14 protein-coding genes are annotated in these 20,078 nt (G+C 60.3%); 7 read left to right on the forward strand and 7 right to left on the reverse strand.

Annotated features, from left to right (window positions below; genetic code table 11):
- The first annotated feature begins 228 nt into the window (after nt 1-228).
- The 3 genes from NW851_RS05255 to NW851_RS05265 all read left to right on the forward strand — a co-directional run bounded on the left by NW851_RS05255 (nt 229) and on the right by NW851_RS05265 (nt 7,593).
- Nucleotides 229-2,835, forward strand: coding sequence for a DUF3536 domain-containing protein (locus tag NW851_RS05255; protein ID WP_414337216.1), 2,607 nt, complete (start codon nt 229-231; stop codon nt 2,833-2,835).
- A 139-nt stretch (nt 2,836-2,974) separates the two neighbouring features.
- Nucleotides 2,975-6,199, forward strand: a complete 3,225-nt coding sequence (carB, locus tag NW851_RS05260; RefSeq protein ID WP_414337217.1) for a carbamoyl-phosphate synthase large subunit — start codon at nt 2,975-2,977, stop codon at nt 6,197-6,199.
- Between the two features lie 335 nt (nt 6,200-6,534).
- Nucleotides 6,535-7,593, forward strand: a complete 1,059-nt coding sequence (locus NW851_RS05265) for a Photosystem Q(B) protein 1 (protein WP_414337218.1) — start codon at nt 6,535-6,537, stop codon at nt 7,591-7,593.
- Here NW851_RS05265 and NW851_RS05270 read toward each other — a convergent pair.
- The 4 genes from NW851_RS05270 to NW851_RS05285 all read right to left on the reverse strand — a co-directional run bounded on the left by NW851_RS05270 (nt 7,590) and on the right by NW851_RS05285 (nt 11,514).
- A complete protein-coding gene (locus tag NW851_RS05270; protein ID WP_414337219.1) occupies nt 7,590-9,413 on the reverse strand; it encodes an aspartate kinase in 1,824 nt (607 codons plus the stop codon). The genes NW851_RS05265 and NW851_RS05270 overlap by 4 nt on opposite strands.
- Before the next feature lie 45 nt (nt 9,414-9,458).
- A complete protein-coding gene (locus NW851_RS05275; RefSeq protein ID WP_414337220.1) occupies nt 9,459-10,976 on the reverse strand; it encodes a site-2 protease family protein in 1,518 nt (505 codons plus the stop codon).
- Between the two features lie 83 nt (nt 10,977-11,059).
- Nucleotides 11,060-11,230, reverse strand: a complete 171-nt coding sequence (locus NW851_RS05280) for a PCP reductase family protein (RefSeq protein ID WP_414335643.1) — start codon at nt 11,228-11,230, stop codon at nt 11,060-11,062.
- 11 nt (nt 11,231-11,241) lie between these two features.
- Entirely contained in the window at nt 11,242-11,514 is a 273-nt protein-coding gene (locus tag NW851_RS05285) for a DUF751 family protein (protein ID WP_414337221.1), read from the reverse strand.
- Nucleotides 11,515-11,757: 243 nt separating this feature from the next.
- Here NW851_RS05285 and NW851_RS05290 point away from each other — a divergent pair, with 243 nt between their 5' ends.
- Together NW851_RS05290 and NW851_RS05295 are read left to right on the forward strand one after the other, a co-directional pair.
- On the forward strand, nt 11,758-12,360 hold the full coding sequence (locus NW851_RS05290) for a hypothetical protein (RefSeq protein ID WP_414335640.1): 603 nt from the start codon (nt 11,758-11,760) through the stop codon (nt 12,358-12,360).
- A gap of 364 nt (nt 12,361-12,724) precedes the next feature.
- On the forward strand, nt 12,725-13,108 hold the full coding sequence (locus NW851_RS05295; protein ID WP_414335638.1) for a hypothetical protein: 384 nt from the start codon (nt 12,725-12,727) through the stop codon (nt 13,106-13,108).
- Between the two features lie 11 nt (nt 13,109-13,119).
- Here the strand turns inward: NW851_RS05295 and NW851_RS05300 are convergent, their stop codons facing one another.
- Entirely contained in the window at nt 13,120-15,030 is a 1,911-nt protein-coding gene (locus NW851_RS05300) for an ABC1 kinase family protein (protein WP_414335636.1), read from the reverse strand.
- A 243-nt stretch (nt 15,031-15,273) separates the two neighbouring features.
- On the opposite strand from NW851_RS05300, the gene NW851_RS05305 reads away from it, so the two are divergent.
- On the forward strand, nt 15,274-16,152 hold the full coding sequence (locus tag NW851_RS05305; RefSeq protein WP_414335634.1) for a lysostaphin resistance A-like protein: 879 nt from the start codon (nt 15,274-15,276) through the stop codon (nt 16,150-16,152).
- A gap of 262 nt (nt 16,153-16,414) precedes the next feature.
- Nucleotides 16,415-18,511 (forward strand): caspase family protein, encoded by a 2,097-nt coding sequence (locus NW851_RS05310; protein WP_414337222.1) that lies wholly within the window; start codon nt 16,415-16,417, stop codon nt 18,509-18,511.
- Here the strand turns inward: NW851_RS05310 and NW851_RS05315 are convergent.
- Together NW851_RS05315 and NW851_RS05320 are read right to left on the reverse strand one after the other, a co-directional pair.
- Entirely contained in the window at nt 18,508-19,179 is a 672-nt protein-coding gene (locus tag NW851_RS05315; protein WP_414337223.1) for a DUF1614 domain-containing protein, read from the reverse strand. The two genes, NW851_RS05310 and NW851_RS05315, sit on opposite strands and share 4 nt — an antisense overlap.
- 124 nt (nt 19,180-19,303) lie before the next feature.
- Nucleotides 19,304-20,078 (reverse strand): hypothetical protein (locus tag NW851_RS05320; protein WP_414337224.1); only part of this gene is annotated, 775 nt, incomplete at its 5' end.

Below are 20,078 nucleotides of genomic sequence, written 5' to 3' on the forward strand. Positions count from 1 at the left end.
GTTGGCGAGCTTGGGTCTGCTCAGGGAAGGGATCCAGCCGCGATCCCTTCTGTTGTGAGAAAAACGCAAAGATTACTGACCGATGTTTGTTGCCTGTCAAATTTCTAACTGAATCTTTTACATTCACCGCCGCAGATCGGGGATCGCTGTAACGTATGAATATGAATTTAAGTTAACAGCTCGTCCCCCTGTAACCCAAGTTGGGGGGAGCTTAAGGAGTGTGATCTTATGATGCCGAGTGGCTCCAAGAATTCCGACAGGCCAGCGGCACAGTCAGGCTATGGAGACTCGCCGACCCAGATAGCTCCCTTCTCGGCGGGGGCTGGCGATCGGGCCTCGGCGCGGCCAAGGGCAACTGCTCCCTACGTGGTGTTACACGGCCATTTCTATCAGCCGCCGCGGGAGGATCCCTGGCTTAACCGCATTCAGCGTCAGCCCAGCGCCAGCCCCTTTCACGACTGGAACGAGCGCATTCTGGCGGAGTGTTATCGGCCCAATGCCTTTGCCCGCGTTCTGGATGACCAGGGACGGGTGGTGCGCATTGTCAATAACTATGAATTCCTGAGCTTTAACTTCGGCCCCACCCTCCTCTCTTGGCTGGAGGAGCACGACGTTGAGGTTTACCAGCGCATTTTGGCCGGCGACCGTCTCAGCGCCGAGCGGCTGGAGGGGCATGGCAATGCCATCGCCCAAGTCTACAACCACGTCATCCTGCCGCTGGCCAACGAGCGCGACAAGTACACCCAGATTCGCTGGGGGATTGCCGATTTCCAACACCGTTTTGGGCGCCATCCTCAAGGTATGTGGCTGGCGGAAACCGCCATCGACGCGGCGACGGTTACAGCCTTGGTCGACTGTGGGATCCGCTTCGTCATTTTGGCCCCCAGCCAGGCGCAGCGCGTTCGCCCTTTGGGGCAAACGGAATGGATGGATGTCAGCCAGAACCAGATCGATCCCCGGCGGCCCTACCGCTGCTTTACCCCCGACCGAGAGGGGTACTTGGATATTTTCTTTTTCGACGGCCCCATTTCCCGTGACTTGGGCTTTGGGGATATCGTTTACAGCACCCAGTCGCTGGCGGAGCGGATCCGTTCCGCTCTGCGGCCGGACACCGAGGGGGAAGCCTATCTGGTCAACTGTGCCACCGATGGCGAGACTTTTGGCCACCACAAGCGCGGAGTGGAGCGCACGCTGGCCTATGCCTTTTGCGAGGAATTTCCTCGCCGGGGCTGGCAGGTGGGCAACTACAGCCATTTTCTCAGCCAACATCCCCCCACTTGGGAGGTGCAACTGAAACCGGTCACCGCCTGGAGCTGCGCCCACGGGGTAGGACGTTGGTCGCGCGACTGTGGCTGTGGAGCGGTGGGTGGGTGGCACCAACGCTGGCGGCAACCGTTGCGGGAGGCCCTCAACTGGCTGCGGGATCAGCTTGCCGAGATCTACGAGACGGAAGCCAGAGCCTACCTGCGGGATCCCTGGCTGGCGCGGGATCACTACATTGAGGTGATCTTGGATCGGGAGCGCTGCGATTCGTTTTTGCGGGAGCATCAGAGCCACCGCCTCAGGGCTGAAGATCAGGTGCAGGTGCTGCGCCTGTTGGAGATGCAGCGCTACAGCCAGTTGATGTTTACCAGTTGTGGCTGGTTTTTTGAGGAGCTATCCCGTCCTGAAGGGGTGCAGATCCTGCGCTATGCGGCACGGGCTATCCAGTTGGCGGCAGCCGTGACGGATGTGAGCCTAGAAGAGGAGTTCCTCAACCGCCTGAGCAAGGCTCCCAGCAACCTCGACCTCTACAAAGACGGCAAGGGGGTCTACTGCGCCTTGGTGCGTCCCACCCTGGTCAGCCCACAGCGGCTGGTGGCCCAGCACGCCATGCTGTCTCTCTTTAACGGCATCCCCCGCTCCCAAGGGTATGGGTTGGATCCAGTGGATCAGGAGCGCCTGACGATAGGGGGATCCACACTGGCCATCGGGCGGGTGAAGCTTACCTTTCCCAGCACCCGCGAAGAGCACGATCTGATCTACGCCATGCTCCACATCGGCGGCTGGGACTTTCAATGTGGCGTTAGGCCGTTTGCCGGGCGGCGCAGCTATGAACAGTTGAAAACCCGCTTGCTGGCCGGATCCCCCAGTCGGGTGGAGATGATCCTGGCTCTGCAAGATCTGTTTGGGCCGGAAACCTTTGACCTCAACGCCCTGAACGACGAAGACCGGCAGCAGATGATGCGCTGGCTTACCCAAGATACCCTAGACCGCCTGGCCCAACTCTATCGCCAAACCTACCTCGACAATTACGGGATCCTGATGGCTTTTCGTGCCGATGGCCTGCCGATCCCGGAAGAATTGTTGGCCGCAGCTCAGATTACCCTCAACCAGCGCCTGTTGAACAGTTTGCGGGCGATGGAAATAGAAGAGGGCAAGCGGGATCACCTGATGGAGTTGCGGGCGATCGCCCGTGAGGCGGAGCAGTTGGGGTGTCAGTTGCGGCGGGAAGAAGCAGCCCGTGTTCTGGAGCGGCTCTTGCAGCGGGGGATGTGGCAGCTTGCCCACGCTTTTGAGCTGGAGACTGTTGGCGAACAGCTCCACAACCTGGAAGAGTGGTTGCAATTGGCCGCGGATCTGCGCCTGCCCATTAATCTGGATCGTCTCCAAGAGCTCTACCTGGCGACCCTGGAACGTCAGGTCGGCCCCCGCTGCCCGGCTTGGCCCCCAGAAGAGTGCCGCGACATTTCCGCCGAAAATCTGCACCGCCTCTTACAGGTTGGGCAACGGATTCGGGTCAACGTCAACGCTTGGCTGCGGCACCTACAACCCCAAGAGTTCAGAGCCAAGTGAGTTGCACAGCGGCCTTGCCTGTTTTGTTGGCGAGCGCAGCCAGCCGGGCCAATCCCAAAAAAGAGGGATCCCGACGAGCAACTTGACCTGCAGGTGACCTCCTACAATAGAAGGCTGACTCTGCCACCCCTGGGATCCCATGCCGCGCCGTACCGACATTCACAAGATCTTGCTCATTGGAGCGGGGCCGATCGTCATTGGCCAAGCCTGCGAGTTCGACTACTCGGGCACCCAAGCCTGCAAAGCCTTGCGAGAGGAGGGCTACGAGGTGATCCTGGTCAACTCCAACCCGGCCACCATCATGACGGATCCCAGTATGGCGGATCGCGTCTACATCGAGCCGGTGACGGCGGACTTCGTGGCCCAGATCATCGAGCGGGAGCGCCCCGATGCCCTGCTCCCCACCATGGGGGGACAAACGGCCTTAAATGTGGCCGTGGAACTGGCCCGGCGCGGGATCCTAGATCGCTACGGCGTGGAGCTAATCGGGGCCAAGCGGGAGGCCATCGAAAAGGCGGAGGATCGGGAGCTGTTTAAGCAGGCAATGCAGCGGCTTGGCCTGGCCGTGCCCCGCTCAGGGTTGGCCCGCAGCCTGGCCGAAGCCAAGCAAATCGCCCACGAGATCGGCTATCCCCTCATCATCCGCCCCGCCTATACCCTAGGGGGCACGGGCGGCGGCGTGGCCTACAACCAAGAAGAATTTGAAGAGATCTGCGCCGCCGGCCTCGAGGCCAGCCCGGTCTCCCAGATCCTGGTGGAAGAGTCGGTGATTGGCTGGAAGGAGTTTGAGCTGGAGGTGATGCGGGATCTGGCGGACAACGTGGTGATCATCTGCTCGATTGAAAACATCGACCCCATGGGGGTACACACCGGCGACTCCATCACCGTGGCCCCGGCCCAGACCCTTACCGACAAGGAGTACCAGCGGCTGCGGGACTATGCCATCGCCATCATGCGCGAGATCGGGGTGGAAACGGGGGGATCCAACGTGCAGTTTGCCGTCAACCCCGCCAACGGTGAAGTGCGGGTGATCGAGATGAACCCGCGGGTTTCCCGCTCTTCTGCTTTGGCCAGCAAGGCCACCGGCTTCCCCATCGCCAAGATTGCCGCCAAGCTGGCTGTGGGCTACACGCTGCCGGAGCTCCCCAACGACATCACCCGCAAAACTCCGGCCAGCTTCGAGCCCACCCTCGACTACGTGGTCACCAAGATCCCTCGCTTTGCCTTTGAGAAGTTCCCCGGTTCAGAGCCGGTCTTGACCACCCAGATGAAGTCGGTGGGGGAGGCGATGGCCATTGGCCGCACCTTCCAGGAGTCCATCCAGAAGGCGCTGCGCTCTTTGGAGATCGACCGCCCCGGCTTTGGCAGCGACCGGCCAGAAGTCTTCCCCAAGCCGGAGGAAGTGCGGGCCAACCTGCGCACCCCCAACCCCTTTCGCCTCTTGACCATTCGCACCGCCCTGCTCATGGGTTTTTCGGCCCAGGAAATTGCCCAGCTCACCCATATTGATCCCTGGTTCATCGACAAGCTGCAGGAGCTGGTGGAAGTGGAACAAGCCCTCAAGGGGCGAGAACTGGGATCCCTGAGTGCTGAGGATCTGCGGCACCTTAAGCAAATGGGCTTCAGCGACCGGCAGATCGCCCACCTGACCGGCTCCAGCGAAGCCCAGGTGCGGGATCGCCGTAAGCAACTGGGGGTGATCCCCACCTACAAGACGGTGGACACCTGCGCTGCCGAGTTCGAGGCGACCACCCCCTACCAGTACTCCACCTACGAGAGCGAATCCGAGACCTTCCCCACCGCCAAGCCGAAGGTGATGATCCTGGGGGGCGGCCCCAACCGCATCGGCCAAGGGATCGAGTTCGACTACTGCTGCTGCCATGCTGCCTTTGCCCTCAGCCGCCTCGGATATGAGACCATCATGGTCAACTCCAACCCCGAGACGGTTTCCACCGACTACGACACCGCCGATCGCCTCTACTTTGAGCCGCTCACTCACGAAGAGGTGATGAACCTGGTCGAAGCTGAGCAGCCGGTGGGCCTGATCGTGCAGTTTGGCGGCCAAACCCCCCTGAAACTGGCCCAGGGGCTGGCAGCAGCCCAGGCGCCCATCTGGGGCACTTCCCCCGACTCCATCGACATAGCCGAGGATCGCGGGCGCTTCGAGCACATCTTGCGGGAGCTGGATATTCGCCAACCGGCCAACGGCATTGCCCGCAGCGTGGAAGAAAGCCTGGAAATTGCCCGCCGCATCGGCTACCCGGTGGTGGTGCGGCCCAGCTATGTGCTGGGGGGACGGGCCATGGAGATTGTCTATTCGGATCAAGACCTGCAGCGCTACATGCAACTGGCGGTGGCGGTGGATCCCGACCGTCCCGTGCTGGTGGATCAGTTTTTGGAGGACGCGGTGGAGGTGGACGTAGATGCCATTGCCGACCGCACCGGGGCTGTAACCATTGGCGGGATCCTAGAGCACATCGAGCAGGCCGGGATCCACTCGGGGGATTCCGCCTGCGTCTTGCCCAGCCGCACCCTCAGCCCCGAGGTGCTGCAGGTGATTCGCGACTGGACGGTGAAGCTGGCCCAAGCTCTCAAGGTGGTGGGGCTTATTAACGTGCAATACGCCGTCCAGAAGGAGCAGGTCTACGTCCTGGAGGCCAACCCGCGCGCTTCCCGCACCGTGCCGTTCGTCAGCAAGGCCATTGGCCATCCCCTGGCCGATTATGCCGCCCAGGTGATGAGCGGCAAAACCCTGGCGGAGCTGGGCTTTACCCAGGAGGTGATCCCACCCTACGTGGCTGTCAAGGAGGCGGTGCTGCCGTTTCACAAGTTTCCTGGTACCGACACGCTGCTGGGGCCGGAGATGCGCTCTACCGGTGAGGTGATGGGGATTGACACCGACTTTGGCCGTGCCTTTGCCAAGGCGCAACTGGCTGCTGGCCAAAACCTGCCCCTAGGGGGCACGGTGTTCATCAGCGTTAACGATCGCGACAAGCAGGCCGTGATCCCGGTGGCCCAAGAGTTTGTCAAGCTGGGCTTTCGTCTGCTGGCCACTGCCGGCACGCAAAAAGTTCTGGCCCAACACGGGATCCCTGTCGAGAAGGTGCTCAAGCTGCACGAGGGCCGGCCCCACGTCATCGACGCCATCAAAAATCACCAGATTCAGCTTATCGTCAATACCCCTTCCGGCAGCGAGGCCCAACAGGATGGGCGGAAGATCCGGCGCACTGCCCTGGCCTACAAGATCCCTTTGGTTACTACCCTGGCCGGGGCCAAAGCCACCGCGGCTGCCATCCGGGCCCTGCAGTCGGGATCCCTGCAGGTGAAGTCCCTGCAGGAGTTTCACGCCGAAATTGGACGATAGATCTCAGTCTTCTTGGGTTACCTTTCTGAAGAAATTCTTAAAACCTTCACCTTAAGAAATTCTGAAGTTCTCGGCTAGAGAAAGTGGCCTTGGCTGCCCAGGAAAAGCCGAGACCAAGGCATCAAAATTGCAACACTGATTTGCCTATTTGTATCGATACATCAACTTGTTTCACATTCTGGCTGCACACGTTAGAGATCCCTGTCGGCATCCCGAAAACTGTCTAGTTTGGAAGAAAGCTCCCTCAGGCCAGGCCTTGTCGAGCGCTCTCCTGACGTCGGTTCGGCAAACCCAAGAGAGAGGGGGCTTTGCTGAAATTTTCTAGGAGTTGGCCTATGAGTACGGTCATTCGTCGCTCCGCTGCTGCGAGGCGGCTGTGGAGTTGGGAAAGTTTTTGTCAGTGGATCACCAGCACCGAAAACCGGCTTTACATTGGCTGGTTTGGCGTATTGATGATCCCAACGTTGTTGGCGGCAGCCTTTTGTTTTGTAATTGCCTTCATTGCCGCGCCGCCGGTGGATATGGACGGGATCCGCGAGCCGGTGATTGGCTCTTTGTTGGGGGGCAACAACCTCATTTCTGCAGCGGTGGTGCCCACCTCAGCCGCCATTGCCCTGCACTTTTACCCCATCTGGGAAGCCGCCTCTTTGGATGAGTGGCTCTACAACGGCGGCCCCTACCAGCTCATCGTGCTCCACTTTCTCACTGGGGTGTGGTGCTACCTTGGCCGGCAGTGGGAGTTGAGCTACCGGCTGGGCATGCGCCCCTGGATTGCGGTGGCCTTTTCTGCGCCGGCGGCCGCCGCTACAGCGGTGCTCTTGGTCTACCCCATTGGCCAGGGCAGCTTCTCGGAAGGGCTGCCGCTGGGGATTGCCGGCACCTTCCACTTCATGCTGGCCTTCCAGGCGGAACACAACATCTTGATGCACCCCACCAGTTGGCTGGGGGTAGCCGGGGTGTTTGGCGGCGCCCTGCTGGCGTCTCTACACGGCTCCCTAGTGATGTCTAGCCTGATTCGGGAGACTTCGGAAGAGGAGTCGGCCAATGCCGGCTACCGCTTCGGCCAAGAAGAAGTCACCTACAACTTCCTGGCCGGCCACTACACCTTCTTGGGGCGGCTGGGGATCCCCGGCCTTGGCTGGCGCAACAGCCGCTCCGTTCACTTCTGGATGGCGGCCCTGCCGACCGTAGGGATTTGGGCGGCAGCCATTGGCATTGGGATGATGGCCTTTAACCTCAACGGCTTTAACTTCAACCAGTCCATCCTGGACGGCCAGGGCCGGTTCATCCCCACCTACGCCGACCTGGTCAACCGCGCCAACCTGGGGATCCAGGCCATGCACGCCCCCAACGCCCACCACTTCCCCCTGCTGTTGGCAGCCAAAGCCGACTAGGCTCGGTCGAGTTCAAAGGCGCGGTGGGCAGCTTGCAGAGCGTGGATTCCCTGCTCCTGTCGCACCACGCAGCTTACCTTGATCTCCGAGGTGGCGATCATCTCGATGTTGATCCCGGCGTCGGCCAAGGCAGCAAAAAAGTGCGCCGCCACGCCGGGATAAATTTCCATCCCGGCACCGACGATGCTCACCTTAGCGATGTCGTGGTCGGCTTCGACCCCCGCCGCCTGCAGTTCCTCGGCCACCTGCCGACACACGGCCTCAGCCGCCCTGGCCTGATCCTGAGGCACCGTAAAGGCGATGTCGTTACTGGGGATGCCGTTGTGGTAGCCCCGCTGGCTTTGGATGATGGTGTCCACGATAATCCCGGCCTCGGCCAGGCGTCCGAACAGATGGGCAGCCGTCCCCGGACGATCCGGCACCTTGCGGATGCCCAGCCGCGACTGCTTCAGATCCAAGGCAACGCCCCGCACCGGGTGGTCGCTGGGGAGGGGATCCCGGCCAAGGGCTGCCGTGACCCGATGCAAATGGGGAATCACCTGAAACGCCTCCCCCAGCGCCAGGGCGGCCTCCCCAGCCCGCTCGGCAGCCACCACACAGCTTACCTTGATCTCCGACATGGAGATCATCTGGAGATTGATCCCGGCTTCCGCCAGCACTCGAAACATCTCGGCGGCAATGCCCGGGCGACCCATCATCCCCACCCCGGCAATGCTGACCTTGGCCACCGCCTCCTCGACGAGGACTTCCCTACACCCCAGCTCCTGGCCCACCTGCCGCGCCACGGCTGCCGCCTGGGCTGCCTGCGCCCGGCTGACGGTAAAGGCAATGTCGTTGGTAGGGGATCCCTCGGCTGCACTGAGGTGGAGCGACTGCAGGATTAAATCGACGTTGATCCTGGCTGCCGCAATTTCCTGGAACAGTTGGGCGGCAATGCCCGGACGATCCGGCACTCCCACCAACACCACCTTGGCCTGATCCCAATCCAGCTCCACCGTATCCACTGCCCGGCCCAGCTCAATGCTGCTATCGGCGGGGCGAGGGCGGGGAGGAGGAGAAAGAATGAGGGTGCCCTCGGATCCCGCCTGCAAGGGCTCCAGGCTGGAGCGCACCCGCAGCTTGACGCCGTAGTTGCGGGCAATCTCCACCGAGCGGGGGTGGAGCACCTGCGCTCCCAGGCTGGCCAGCTCCAGCATCTCGTCAGCAGTAATCTCTGGCAACAGCCTGGCCTCGGGTACCTTGCGCGGGTCGGTGGTGAAGATCCCCGGCACATCGGTGTAGATCTCACACAGCTCTGCTCCCAAAGCCACCGCCAAAGCCACCGCCGTAGTGTCGGATCCCCCCCGCCCCAGGGTGGTAATTTCCAGCTCCGCCGGGCTGGTGATGCCCTGAAAGCCGGCCACCACCACCACCTCTCCCCGCTCCAAGTGCTGCCAGAGGCGGTCGGTGTGGATGTGCAGGATGCGGGCCCGCCCGTGATCCCGGGTGGTAACAATCCCTACCTGGGCCGCCGTCAGGGAGAGGGCAGGATAGCCCAAGCGCTGCAGCGCCAGGGCCAGCAGGGCAATGCTTACCTGCTCGCCCGTGGAAAGGAGCATGTCCCACTCCCGCCATTGGGCCGGCGTGGTCGGGGATCCCTGGAGGATCTGTTCCCCCAGTTCCACCAGGCGATCGGTTTCCTCCCCCATCGCTGAGACCACCACCACCACCCGCTGGCCCTGATCCACCGTGTGGGCCACCCGCTGGGCCACAGCTTGGATGCGCTCGATGGAGCCGACGGAGGTGCCGCCGTACTTCTGGACAATTAAACCTGCTGGCATGGCTAGGGCTGAGCTGGTTAGGCGTGGTTTGGATCCTACCCCGAACTAGGCCAAGCCCAACCAAGTTTGCAAAAAGGGTGGCACCGGCAGCAGGATCAACACCAGCAACGTCAGCATCCCCAGCCCCAGCAGCTCCCGCCCCTCATCCAGCTCAGTGACGTCGTTGAGGGCCGGCTCGTCGGCACTGGAGATGACAAACAGCAGCAGCGCCCACAATAACAGCCAGGGCTGCACCGTCAAGGCCAGCAGCAGCACCAGCCAGCGAGTTACTCGCCCCACATTGGCCCCCATCTGCTGGCCATAGACAGCGTGGACAAGATGGCCCCCATCCAGTTGGCCCACCGGCACCAGGTTAAAGGCAACCACCACCAGACCCAGCCAGCCGGCAAAGGCCAGCGGGTGCAGATCGATCACCTGGCCCGGCTGCAATTGATCCCCCAGCACCATACGCGCCAGGATTGCCAGCAGCACCGATAGGCGTGGATCGATGCGATGGAAGCTAATCGGGGTCGGCTGCCCCTCTGGCACTGGCGGAGGCTCCGCAGGCGTCGAAAAGACTAGCCCCAGGAGCAACATTGCCAAAGCAACGAGGCTGCCTGCCAGCGGCCCGGCAACGGCAATGTCAAACAGCACCTTGCGGTTGGGCACCGGCTCTTTCAACTGGATAAACGCCCCAAAAGTCCCCAACACAAAGGGCACCGGGATGAAGTAGGGCAGCGAGGTTTTGATGCCATGGCGGCGGGCCACCCAATAGCGCATCCACTCATGGGATCCCAGAATGGCCAGGATCCCCACCGCATAGGGCAGCCCCTTCATCAGCGAGGGCAGATGCAGCAGCTGGTCAGGGCTGACCCCAGCCGCCTGGGCCCCAGCACTCAGGGTGGTCCAGAAGGTGAACAGCAATAGCCCCAGAGCCAGCACAGGCAACTCTCGACCATCCGCCAGAGAGCGCCGCGCCGCCGGGTTGGGCACCAGGGCAAAAAAAGGCTTGCCGGCAAACCCCTCCTGCAGCACCACCAAGAAGCGTTTGCCAAAAGTGTTTTCTACATTGCGCTGTACCCGCTCATAGGCTTCGGTGGGATCCGCCCGCAAATTGCCCCGGCAGATAATCGCCTGGGGACGGTACTCCACGTTTTGCAAATAAAAAACGTTCCAGGGGAAGCAGTGGTTGAGCTTTTCCCGCGGCACTTCGGAAATGGGGGTGTGGGCAAGAGCCAGCGAGACCGGATCGGCGGCGCTGTCTTCTTCCTCTTCCTCCGGCTCAGATTCTGCAGCCAGAGAAGGATCCCCTTCTGGCGCCTCAGGCCGGGGGTCTGTGGGTCGAATGCCCCCTCGCCGCACCAAGGTCATGCTGATAAAGTAAGAGGTGAGAAAGAGCACCAACATCAGCAACGGGGGCACTTCGTACTGAAGCACCTGCCGCCCCAGCACCCAAACCAAGGGGGGCAGCATCATCACCAGCCACAGGATCCGCCACGGCACCTTGGAGAGGCGGGCCACACTTTTTTGCAGCAGCAGGTAGGTTGCAGAACCCACCAGTGCCAACAGGATCCAATCTGCCATGAGTTGCAAAAAACAGAGGAGAACGCCTCTACCAAGCTAGCGGCAAACCCAATCTCCCTGCTATGGCCAGCAGGAGGGATCCCTCAGGAGCCAAACTTTTGCTTGGCCTGCTCGTAAACTGCCACCGTGATCTTCTGGATCCCGGCTTCGCGGGCAAACTGTTCAATCTTCCTACGGGCAGCCGGACGCACAAAGAAGGGGATTTCTTTAAGGCGCGCCTCTGCTTCTGGCGTCCACTCTATCGCTTCGTCCATCCCCCATGCCCTCAACGCAACATCCACGCCGGCAGGAGAGTGTGCCCTGTCATGCCTCGCAGGGTGAAATAGACAAACAGCAGCAACAGCAGGGATCCCAGTGTAACCAGGGCCGCCGCCGCCGGACTTTTGCGATACAAACCAACAAAAGGCTGGAGGCCAGCCCAGATCCCCCCCAGCAAAACGGTAACGAAGTAAGTGGGGTAACGGGAGACATTCTCCACAAATTGGTCTTCCAGTCTGCGGGGAGGCTGCGGTTGTGGCATGAGCGGCTCGAAGCCCAACTCCTTTTTCCTCAGTGTGCCACAGATAGCTGTCGTTGACACACTCCCTCGCCTGAAGCTTGGGTCTCAGTCGCCAGACTACTGGGTTTTTTGAGCGGTTAACCACCCACCCACGCCGTTTGGTTCACCCCCTCCGCAAGGGGAAAGCCTATCATTTCCGCATATCAGAAAGAACATCCATTTGACAGGGAGTGGTTGGAGCCTAGGGGAGACCGCGTAGATTCAGGAAACCGAGAACCTGATATGGTAGGCGTTATCCTGCCTGCTTTGCCCTTTTGCTCAGCGCGGCCACCCTCTTCTGGACTGATGCGAGAATTGCCCTCTGATGCTTCCAATCGTGCCGGCGTACCGTTTGGGGATCAGACCCTGGCGTTGATGCGTGTCCAGGAAGCCTTGGATCAACTGGAAGCGGCCATTCTCAGCAGCCCTCGCCTGTTCTGGTCTCGCACGCTCATTGAAGAAGAAAGCATTTTGGAGCAGTTGGACTTTATCCGCCTCAACTTGCCAACAGCCCTAGAGGAAGCGGAAGAATTGCTGCGCCAGCGGGATCGGATTTTGGCCGAGGCCAATCGCTATGCCCAAGAAATCGTAGCCATGGCCCAACGCAGAGCCGAGCAGCTTCTCAACGAATCGACCATCCTGCGGCAAGCCCAAGCCCAGGCGGAGCAGTTGTTGCAACAAACCTATCAACAGAGCGAGGAAGTGCGGCGGCAGACACTGCAGGAATCAGAGCGCCTGCAGCGGGAAGCCCACCGTTACGTGGATCAGGTTTTGCAAGACCTGGAGTTGCGGTTGTTGGAATCGTTGCGAGTGATCCGCAACGGGCGGCAAAATCTTCAGGCCTGAGTTCTTGGCTGGGGACTGTCCACTTGTCCATTTTTAAGTCAATATAGGGGTAGCATCCAAGCTTGCCTGCCCTGCGGATTCGTGGTAGCCAAACTGGCCTCCGACAGGAAAGACGACGATAAGTCTTGGATGTGCTGGCAGGAACTCGACCCGCTGCAGACTGCTGTTGCGCTGAAGGGATCCTGACCCTTTGCGCCGGCTCAGAGCAGTTCTTCTTCGCTTACCCAAGAGCACGTGGCACTCTTTTCAGCGATTGCTCCAGAACTGTACCCATCGGGCCACTTTCACAGCGGGCTCGGCCTTTGGCCTGCGAGTTCCGGCTTTGACCCTTGTTGGGAAGCCACTCTGTCGTTTAGGAGATTCTATGCCTAGTGAACCCAAAACCCGTAAGAGCCGTGAAAGTGTCAACCCACGCCCGCGCGACCGTCGCCGTGAAGCTGCCAAAGGCAGCAAAGAGGCAGGTTCAGCCACCGCCCTCTCTCTGCCGAAGTTAATCCAAGAAAATGCCGTGCTCCAATCTCGCAGCCAGTTGTTGTTGATGTACAGTGACTTCCAAACCGAAATGCCCAACGATGGCAAAACCGGTGTGGGCACCTGGCTACAGTCTCGGCTTAAGGAGCACGGCATGCCCAGCCTGATGCGTTTTGGCCCCCGCTCTCGCCCCCAGGTTTTCCGCCGCGATGAATTTCGCGAGTGGATTGCGCTGGCTCTAACCTCTGTGAACCCTCAAGGCGATACTGCCCCCTGAAGGCAGCCGAGCTAGGCCGTGAGGGGAAGTTGAGCAGTACGTTCAGAGGCTGACGGCCCAGGGATCCCGTTGCGGGAAGAGGGTGAACTGGGCTTTTCTACATCCGGCAGCAGCAGGTCCCGAATGAGGCGGGCTGCCGAGCGTTGCAACCAGCGGGAGGCCAATTGCCGGCCCAGCTGTTGGGCTTCCGGCTTGGCGGCCACTTTGGCGACGATGGGCAGAAGCTGCAGCGGCTGAAAGGTCGGGTTGCGGCTGAGGAGTTCCCACAGACGCTGCAAATGAGCCAAGCCGTCTGAGGTGCCGTTCCCTGAGCTGGAGAACAGCACATCCACCAGGCGCTCCCGCAGGAAAGCCCCCCGCTCAGAAAAGATAAACTCGACGGCTTTTTCTAGGGATCCCTGCAGGTCAAAATCTTCGCTGTTGGCGGCGTTGCGCAGCAGGTTCTCCAGGCGGTTCCAGCGAAATTGCCCTTGGTTAAACAGCAGCTCCCGCAGGGAGGTGCGCAGCTCTGGGGCCGGGTCGGTGAGCAGGCGCTGGGCCACATAGGGATAGGCCACACTCAACACTTTGAAGTTGGGATCCAAGCCGATGGCGATCCCCTCCAGGGTAAGCAAAGAGCGGATGATCAGGGCGTAGTAGGCGGGCACGCGGAAGGGAAAATCGTACATCACCCCCGAGAGCCTATCCGTGATGCTTTTAAAATTCAGCTCGGCCACGGAGCTGCCCAGGGCCTCGGCAAAGACAGCCTCCAAAGCGGGGATGATGGGGGTGAGATCTGTGTCGGGATCCAGAAACTCCAGATCCACGTAGTCCTGGGCCAAGGCGACAAAATCCCGGTTCACCAAATGGACAATGGCCTTGATCAGGCCGTAGCGCTGGTGGGGCTGGATGGTGCTCATCATGCCGAAATCGATGTAGGCCAGCCGCCCGTCGTACATGGCCAAGAGGTTGCCTGGGTGGGGGTCAGCGTGGAAAAAGCCATGCTCCAAAAGCTGCTTAAGGGAGCAGTTGACCCCGATCTCGATCAGGTGCCGCCCGTCCAGCCCTGCGGCAGTGATTTTGTCGAGCTGGGTCAGCTTGATGCCGTCGATCCACTCCATCGTCAGCACTTTGGTGCGGGTGTACTCCCAGTAAATTTTGGGGGCGTAGATGGAGGGGTGGCGGTACAGCTCCAGGAAGCGCTCGGCGTTGCGGCCTTCCTGGGTGTAGTCCATCTCTTCGTACAGCCGCCCGGCGAATTCATCGACAATGCCCACCAAGTCGCTGCGGATGCGGCGGAAGGTGCGCTTGGCCCAGGCGGCCAGGCTGCGGATGATGTACATGTCGAGGGAGATGCGCCCGATCAAATCGGGCCGCTGCACCTTGACGGCAACTTTCTCGCCCGTGTGCAGATAGGCTTGGTAAACCTGCCCCAGGCTGGCGGCGGCAATCGGCTCGGGGCTGATTTCTCGAAAGATTTTGTCTGTGGGTTGGCCGATCTCCGACTCGATGAGGGCAAAAGCAACGGCATTCTCGAAGGGGGGCAGCTCATCCTGAAGCTTGGCCAGTTCCTCTAAAAACAGGGGCGAAACCAGATCGGGACGGGTGGAGAGGGCTTGGCCGATTTTGATGGCCGTCGGCCCCAATTGCGTGAGGATCTCCCGCAGTCGAATCGCGTGTTGGGGGCGATGCTTCTGCTCCACTCCTCGCCAGCGATCCCAAAACACCCAGGCCAACAAGCCCAAAAAGGGGGTGATCAACTGAAAGAGACGCCCCAGCACCAGATCCCAGCGCCCCCGATATTGCCTGGCCAATTGCTCTGGGTCGTAGCGCAGGCTTGACTGCGAAACCGACCCTGGCGGGATGGGCAAAGCCGGAGAACCTGCCGCCGCGGAACCCAAGTTATGCTGTCTCGCTGCTGGTGTTGACAGTGTTACGCCCATAGAAACCCCAACGGATCCCGTAACACATCTTAACTTGCTGACTCAACCTAGCGACTCTTGGAGGCAGCCACCGGCTCGCTGCATCAGATGGATGGTTATTGCAAATCAGGTTAAGACACTCCCCAAGCGCTTTGCGCCGCTTCCCTCACCCCCGGCTCCTCCCCAAAAGGGAGAGGGGAGTTGACAGCGGCTCACCTGGGGGTGAGCTGTCACTAGAATGGGAAAATTGCAACAGCTGCCTTTGTGTCTGGATCCCGCACGCTACCGCCTGCTGAGCCGAGTTTAACTGGGTTTGCAGCCCTCAAGGCGCGGCATCTGCTGTTGGCCTTCGTGTTGATCAACCTGGGTGTAGGTTTGGGAGCTATCGCTTTGGCCAAACTGTTGCATCTCCCCTCGGACGACCCGCTGCTGGCCTACCTTATCTATTGCTCTACCTTCGTCATCACCTGTATTTGGAGCTGGCGACGGGGGCAGCAGGCCCATTTGCAGATGAGGCGGCTGTGGGGCAACTGGCGGGCTGCTGTTCCCTGGGGATCCCTGCTGCGGGTGGTGTTGGCTTTGGTGGTGCTCTCCACGGGCACAACTTTGTTGATGCTCTACCTGGTGTCGCTGCCTGCACCGGAGCTGGCGGAGTCAATGCTCCACTCGCTGGGGGAAAAGGATAGGGAAATGCCCTGGCCGCAGGTGTATCAAGGGTTACGCTGGCTCTCGATTGTGGTGGTGGCCCCCATAACGGAGGAGTGGCTATTTCGCGGCATTTTGCTCCACCGCTGGGGCCTCAAGTGGGGTCTCTCCAGGGGGCTGCTGGCTTCCTCCATTGTCTTTGGCCTGCTGCACCCCAACCCGATCGGGCTGACGGTATTCGGCTTGGTGATGGGCCTGTTCTACCTGCAAACTCGCTCCCTCAGCTTGCCTGTCCTGGCTCATGCCTTGAACAATCTCCTAGCCTTGGCCCTGGGATCCTGGGCAGGCGAGGGAATGGAGCAAGCCGATCCGATCGGGGTTTTTCACCTCTACTCCGGCCTGGTTTGTCTGGTTGTGTCTGGGTTCATTTTGGTTCCTTTCGTTCGCTTTCATTGGCCAAAGCGTGGGGCTCGCTTGCCCTATTTCCTGAACTGCTGAGTGTGGATCTCCGTGCATTTCTACCTTGATTTCCCCCTTGCCTGACAGGTGAGCGCTGCTGTGGAGTCTCCTGTGAGAATGGCGGAGACTTTGATAAGGAATGCAAAAAAAACGCCGAAAACTGTTACTCGATCCCGCGAAAAAGCCACGGGGATAGGGATATCCTGAAATAGGCAGCAATAGATTCCCGTGCAAAGTTTAGCTGTGGCTCGCTCGCCGATTGGGTGGCCGTTGGGCCAGTGGGTCAACCCAGAGGGGCAACATGGAAAGGCGGTCTTTTCTGCAAACATTGATCCTGGTTGCTGCCAGCCTTGGCCTCTCCCCTGGCTGGTTGGCGGGTCAAGCTGAGCGCTATGGCCAAGCTTTGGCGGCTGGCTCCCGCAAGCTGGCTGTTCTGATTGGCATCAACCGCTACCCCGGCGAGGGATCCGCGCTACAGGGCTGTGTGACCGATTTGGAGCTGCAGCGGGAGCTGCTCCTGAATCGCTTTGGCTTTGACCCGGCAGAGATTCTCACCCTCACCGATGGGGCCGCCACGCCGAGTGGGATCCAAGCGGCCTTTGCGGAGCACTTGGGGGGTTCAAGTCAGGCGGCGGAAACAGTGGTCGTGCAGTTCAGCGGCTACGGCCAGTGGCGGGCGGGATCGGCGCCAGGCCAGTGGCAGCCGGTGCTCCTGTTGTCTGGCTCTGAAGGAATGGCAGCGATGAAGCTAGACAGCTTTTTCCGGCTTTTGGAAGGCTTGGGTACTGCCCAGATCACCACTCTGCTGGACTGTGGCTTCACCCATGTCTTGCCGTCGGTGCGAGGCAATTTGCAACTGCGTTCCCGCCCCCCAGCCGGGAAAGGAGCAGGATCTGCCGCCTCAGACTCCTCGGAACCGCAGCGGGTTTGGCCGTCTCCGCCCAAGGGCTTGTTGATTGCCGCCACCACCCCCCAAGACTTGGCAGCAGAAGCCGCTTGGCCAGGATTCTACGCTGGAGTACTCACCTATCTGCTGACGCAGTACCTGTGGGAAAGCACACCTGCCACTCGCCTGCTGGTGGCCTTCAACCAAGTGGCCAGCCGGCGGGAGCTGGGCCTGTTTGCCTGTCAGCGCCCCATCTTGGAGGGCAAAGAAACGGCTCGACGCATCCCGCCCTACTTCCTCACCCCCCCTCAGGTGGCAGTCAGCGGCGTGATCCAGGAAGTGAAGGGGAATCGGGCTCAGGTGTGGCTGGGTGGGATCCCACCGGCGGCGCTGGGTGGTCTGCAGCCGGGTACTCTTTTGGCTCCCCTTTCCACCACCTCGCCGGTGCCGCTGCTGATTCGTTCTCGCAGCGGGCTGCTGGCCCAGGTGCAGCCGGCCAACGGGGAAGGTCAATTTCCCCCCGTGGGCACGCTGGTGCGGGAGCAGTTGCGCAGCCTCTCCAGCAGCCTCAAGCTTTTGGTGGGTCTGGAAGACAACTTGGGTCGCGTTGAAAAAGTGGATCTGACCAACGCCATCGCTGGCTACAGCTGGATGGAGACAGCTAACCCGCGCGAGCGCCAGGTGGATTGCCTGCTGGGTCGCATTACTCCAGAAATGGCCGCTGCCTTTCAAGCAGACGCTCTGCCCAAGCCTTTGGAAGTCAACGGCTACAGCCTCTTTTGGCCGGGTCGAGAATTGCTGCTCAATTCCTGCGGGCCGGCTGGGGAAGCTGCGGCTATGGCGGTGCAACGGCTGGTGCCTCGTCTAGCCCATCTGCTGGCAGCCAAGCGCCTGCGGACTACCCTCAACGCCGCGATCTCGCCGCTGGCGGTGGTGGGGGAATTGTCCACCAGAAGTAAAGCCCCCTTGCGGGCGCCACGGTTTGCCCAAGGGGCCTCTGCTCTTGCCGAGCCAGGCATCCCACGCTTTATGCGCGGGGATCCCTTGCACCTCATCCTGCGCAACGAAGGCGAGCAGGATCTGTTCGGCTACCTGTTGATGGTCGATTCCAGCGGGCAACTGCACCTGTTGGCTCCCGTGCCCCAGGAGGACTTTGCCCTGCCACTGCGTCTAGAGGCCAAGGGCAGCCTGACTTTGCCACCCCTGCCTGAGGTGGCCGGTGAGTCGCGCTCTGCCGTCAATCCCGATCTGCTTACCTGCCATGCCCAGGGGCTGACCGAGCTATTGTTTGTGGCCAGTACTCGCCCCTTGTCGGCCAGCTTGGAAGCCCTCAAAGCCATGGTCCGTCAGCAGGGGATAACCCGTTCGCCGATGTTGCTCAGCAAACCGCTGGAGTGGACGCAGATGCTTCTAGAAGAGCTGACCCGTCGTCCGCCCGAAGGAGATCCCGACCTGCGCTGGCTGGATCCCAGCCAGGCTGTTACCCTTTCCCTCACCTATTTGCTGGTCTAGCTCAGCAGCAGGGCAAACAGGCCACAGAGGGCAATGCCATCGAAAACGCCGGCCCCGCCAATGCTGAGAATGCCCGAGCAATTGCGCCGCAGCACCTCCGGCAGGTGCAGCAGATCCGCTCCAATCACTGTGCCCAAAACCCCGCCGGCAAAGGCCACCGCCGGCGCCTGATCCCCGGCCCAGAATAGAGCGGCTAGGGCTGCCGTGGCCGGCGCAACTAGCGGATTCATCTGAATGCCGATCCCGGGCACCACGTGGGAAGCGTAGTAGCTAACCACCGTTACCAGTGCCGTTACGGCCAGGATCAACAGCCCATCAGCCCGCCCAAATTGGTACAGGGCCAAGAGCACCGGGATCAGCCCTCCACCCACGTTGAGGGCAACCACCGTCTCCTGAGAGATCTTGGCCAACGGGATCCCCCAAAATTGCCGCATCCACAGGCTGGCCAGGTCTTCTACTAGGGTTACCTCGCACTTGACGCGGTAGAGAGGAATATTGACCGAGCTGCCCACCAAGATGGCCAGCAGCAGCAACAGCGCCCCCTCCCGCGAGAACCCCAGCTTCCCCACCGCCAGCGCCACCACGTCCACCGCTAGCCCCAGCCAGAGGAAGGGCAGCAGCAGCACCAGCATGAAAAACAGCAACAGCGAGACCGGCAGGTAGAACATGGCAGGGATCCCAGGCTTTCCTCCAGCCTACCAGGACTCGGTTTAACTTTTCTTGGCCTCAGAGGGCAAGTAAGAAGTTAGGTTTGCAACTACAGATCATTTGCCTGAGGCGCCTCAAGATTGTCTAGAGACCAAAAATAGTGTTGCGGATATCCCGAGAAATGCTGTGGCCGGCCTCCCGATCGCTAGGGGTTTTGGACAGGCTAATTTGGTAGCGTCTATCCCCGTGAAAGCAAATCCTGACATGATTATCTTCCGCGATGACCTCAAAACCAAGCTCTTCCAACCTTTTTCTGTAATAATCACTCCACCCATTATAGTCTGAAGACAAGTTGTCTACAGATTCCCTAATTCTCCGACGATGATCATCACCCTCGTTTGCTTCGTTATTCTCAACCAAGTTTCTAAGTATATGCTGGACTCTGCTCCCTTCGTGTACGTTATTAATTTTCTCTCTCAGGATTTCTAAAATAAAACTCTTAGCTTCTTGTGGGTAAAACTCCTTCTCGGTTATTTTCAAGACTATATCTATTTCCGACGGCTCGTACCTTGTATAATGCCCTCTTCCCTGGAGAATTGTAGACAGAGTCTTTTCATAACCTTCTATGCCAGTCTTCAGCGTCTTTATTTCCTCATCCCTTTGTTGAAGCTGTAGTCTCAGCTCTGTAATCTCGTCTGCGTCTGCATGGAACTGCTCCGCACGCAGCCTCTCTATCTCTGCTTGGAGACTTCGCACTTGCCGATCTTTGTCTTGGAGCTGTTGCAAAAGCTGACGCCGCTCGGCCAACTGGGCCTCAAGTTCTTGGAGCCGCCTGTTTCTTCGCTGAAGCTCTTCCCGCAGCCTAGAAAGTTCTTTCTCGCCTTCCTCAATTTGCCAGCGGAGCTCCTCGATTCTTTGC

This window comes from Synechococcus sp. H55.7, assembly GCF_047462395.1.
Taxonomy (GTDB): Bacteria; Cyanobacteriota; Cyanobacteriia; order Thermostichales; family Thermostichaceae; genus Thermostichus.

Bases quoted from the DNA above. Each gene is read 5' to 3' on its own strand.
- carB (WP_414337217.1), top strand. From the start codon at position 2,975: ATGCCGCGCCGTACCGACATTCACAAGATCTTGCTCATTGGAGCGGGG.
- NW851_RS05265 (WP_414337218.1), top strand. From the start codon at position 6,535: ATGAGTACGGTCATTCGTCGCTCCGCTGCTGCGAGGCGGCTGTGGAGT.
- NW851_RS05270 (WP_414337219.1), bottom strand. From the start codon at position 9,413: ATGCCAGCAGGTTTAATTGTCCAGAAGTACGGCGGCACCTCCGTCGGC.
- NW851_RS05310 (WP_414337222.1), top strand. From the start codon at position 16,415: ATGGAAAGGCGGTCTTTTCTGCAAACATTGATCCTGGTTGCTGCCAGC.
- NW851_RS05290 (WP_414335640.1), top strand. From the start codon at position 11,758: ATGGTAGGCGTTATCCTGCCTGCTTTGCCCTTTTGCTCAGCGCGGCCA.
- NW851_RS05295 (WP_414335638.1), top strand. From the start codon at position 12,725: ATGCCTAGTGAACCCAAAACCCGTAAGAGCCGTGAAAGTGTCAACCCA.
- NW851_RS05300 (WP_414335636.1), bottom strand. From the start codon at position 15,030: ATGGGCGTAACACTGTCAACACCAGCAGCGAGACAGCATAACTTGGGT.
- NW851_RS05315 (WP_414337223.1), bottom strand. From the start codon at position 19,179: ATGTTCTACCTGCCGGTCTCGCTGTTGCTGTTTTTCATGCTGGTGCTG.
- NW851_RS05255 (WP_414337216.1), top strand. From the start codon at position 229: ATGATGCCGAGTGGCTCCAAGAATTCCGACAGGCCAGCGGCACAGTCA.
- NW851_RS05280 (WP_414335643.1), bottom strand. From the start codon at position 11,230: ATGGACGAAGCGATAGAGTGGACGCCAGAAGCAGAGGCGCGCCTTAAA.
- NW851_RS05275 (WP_414337220.1), bottom strand. From the start codon at position 10,976: ATGGCAGATTGGATCCTGTTGGCACTGGTGGGTTCTGCAACCTACCTG.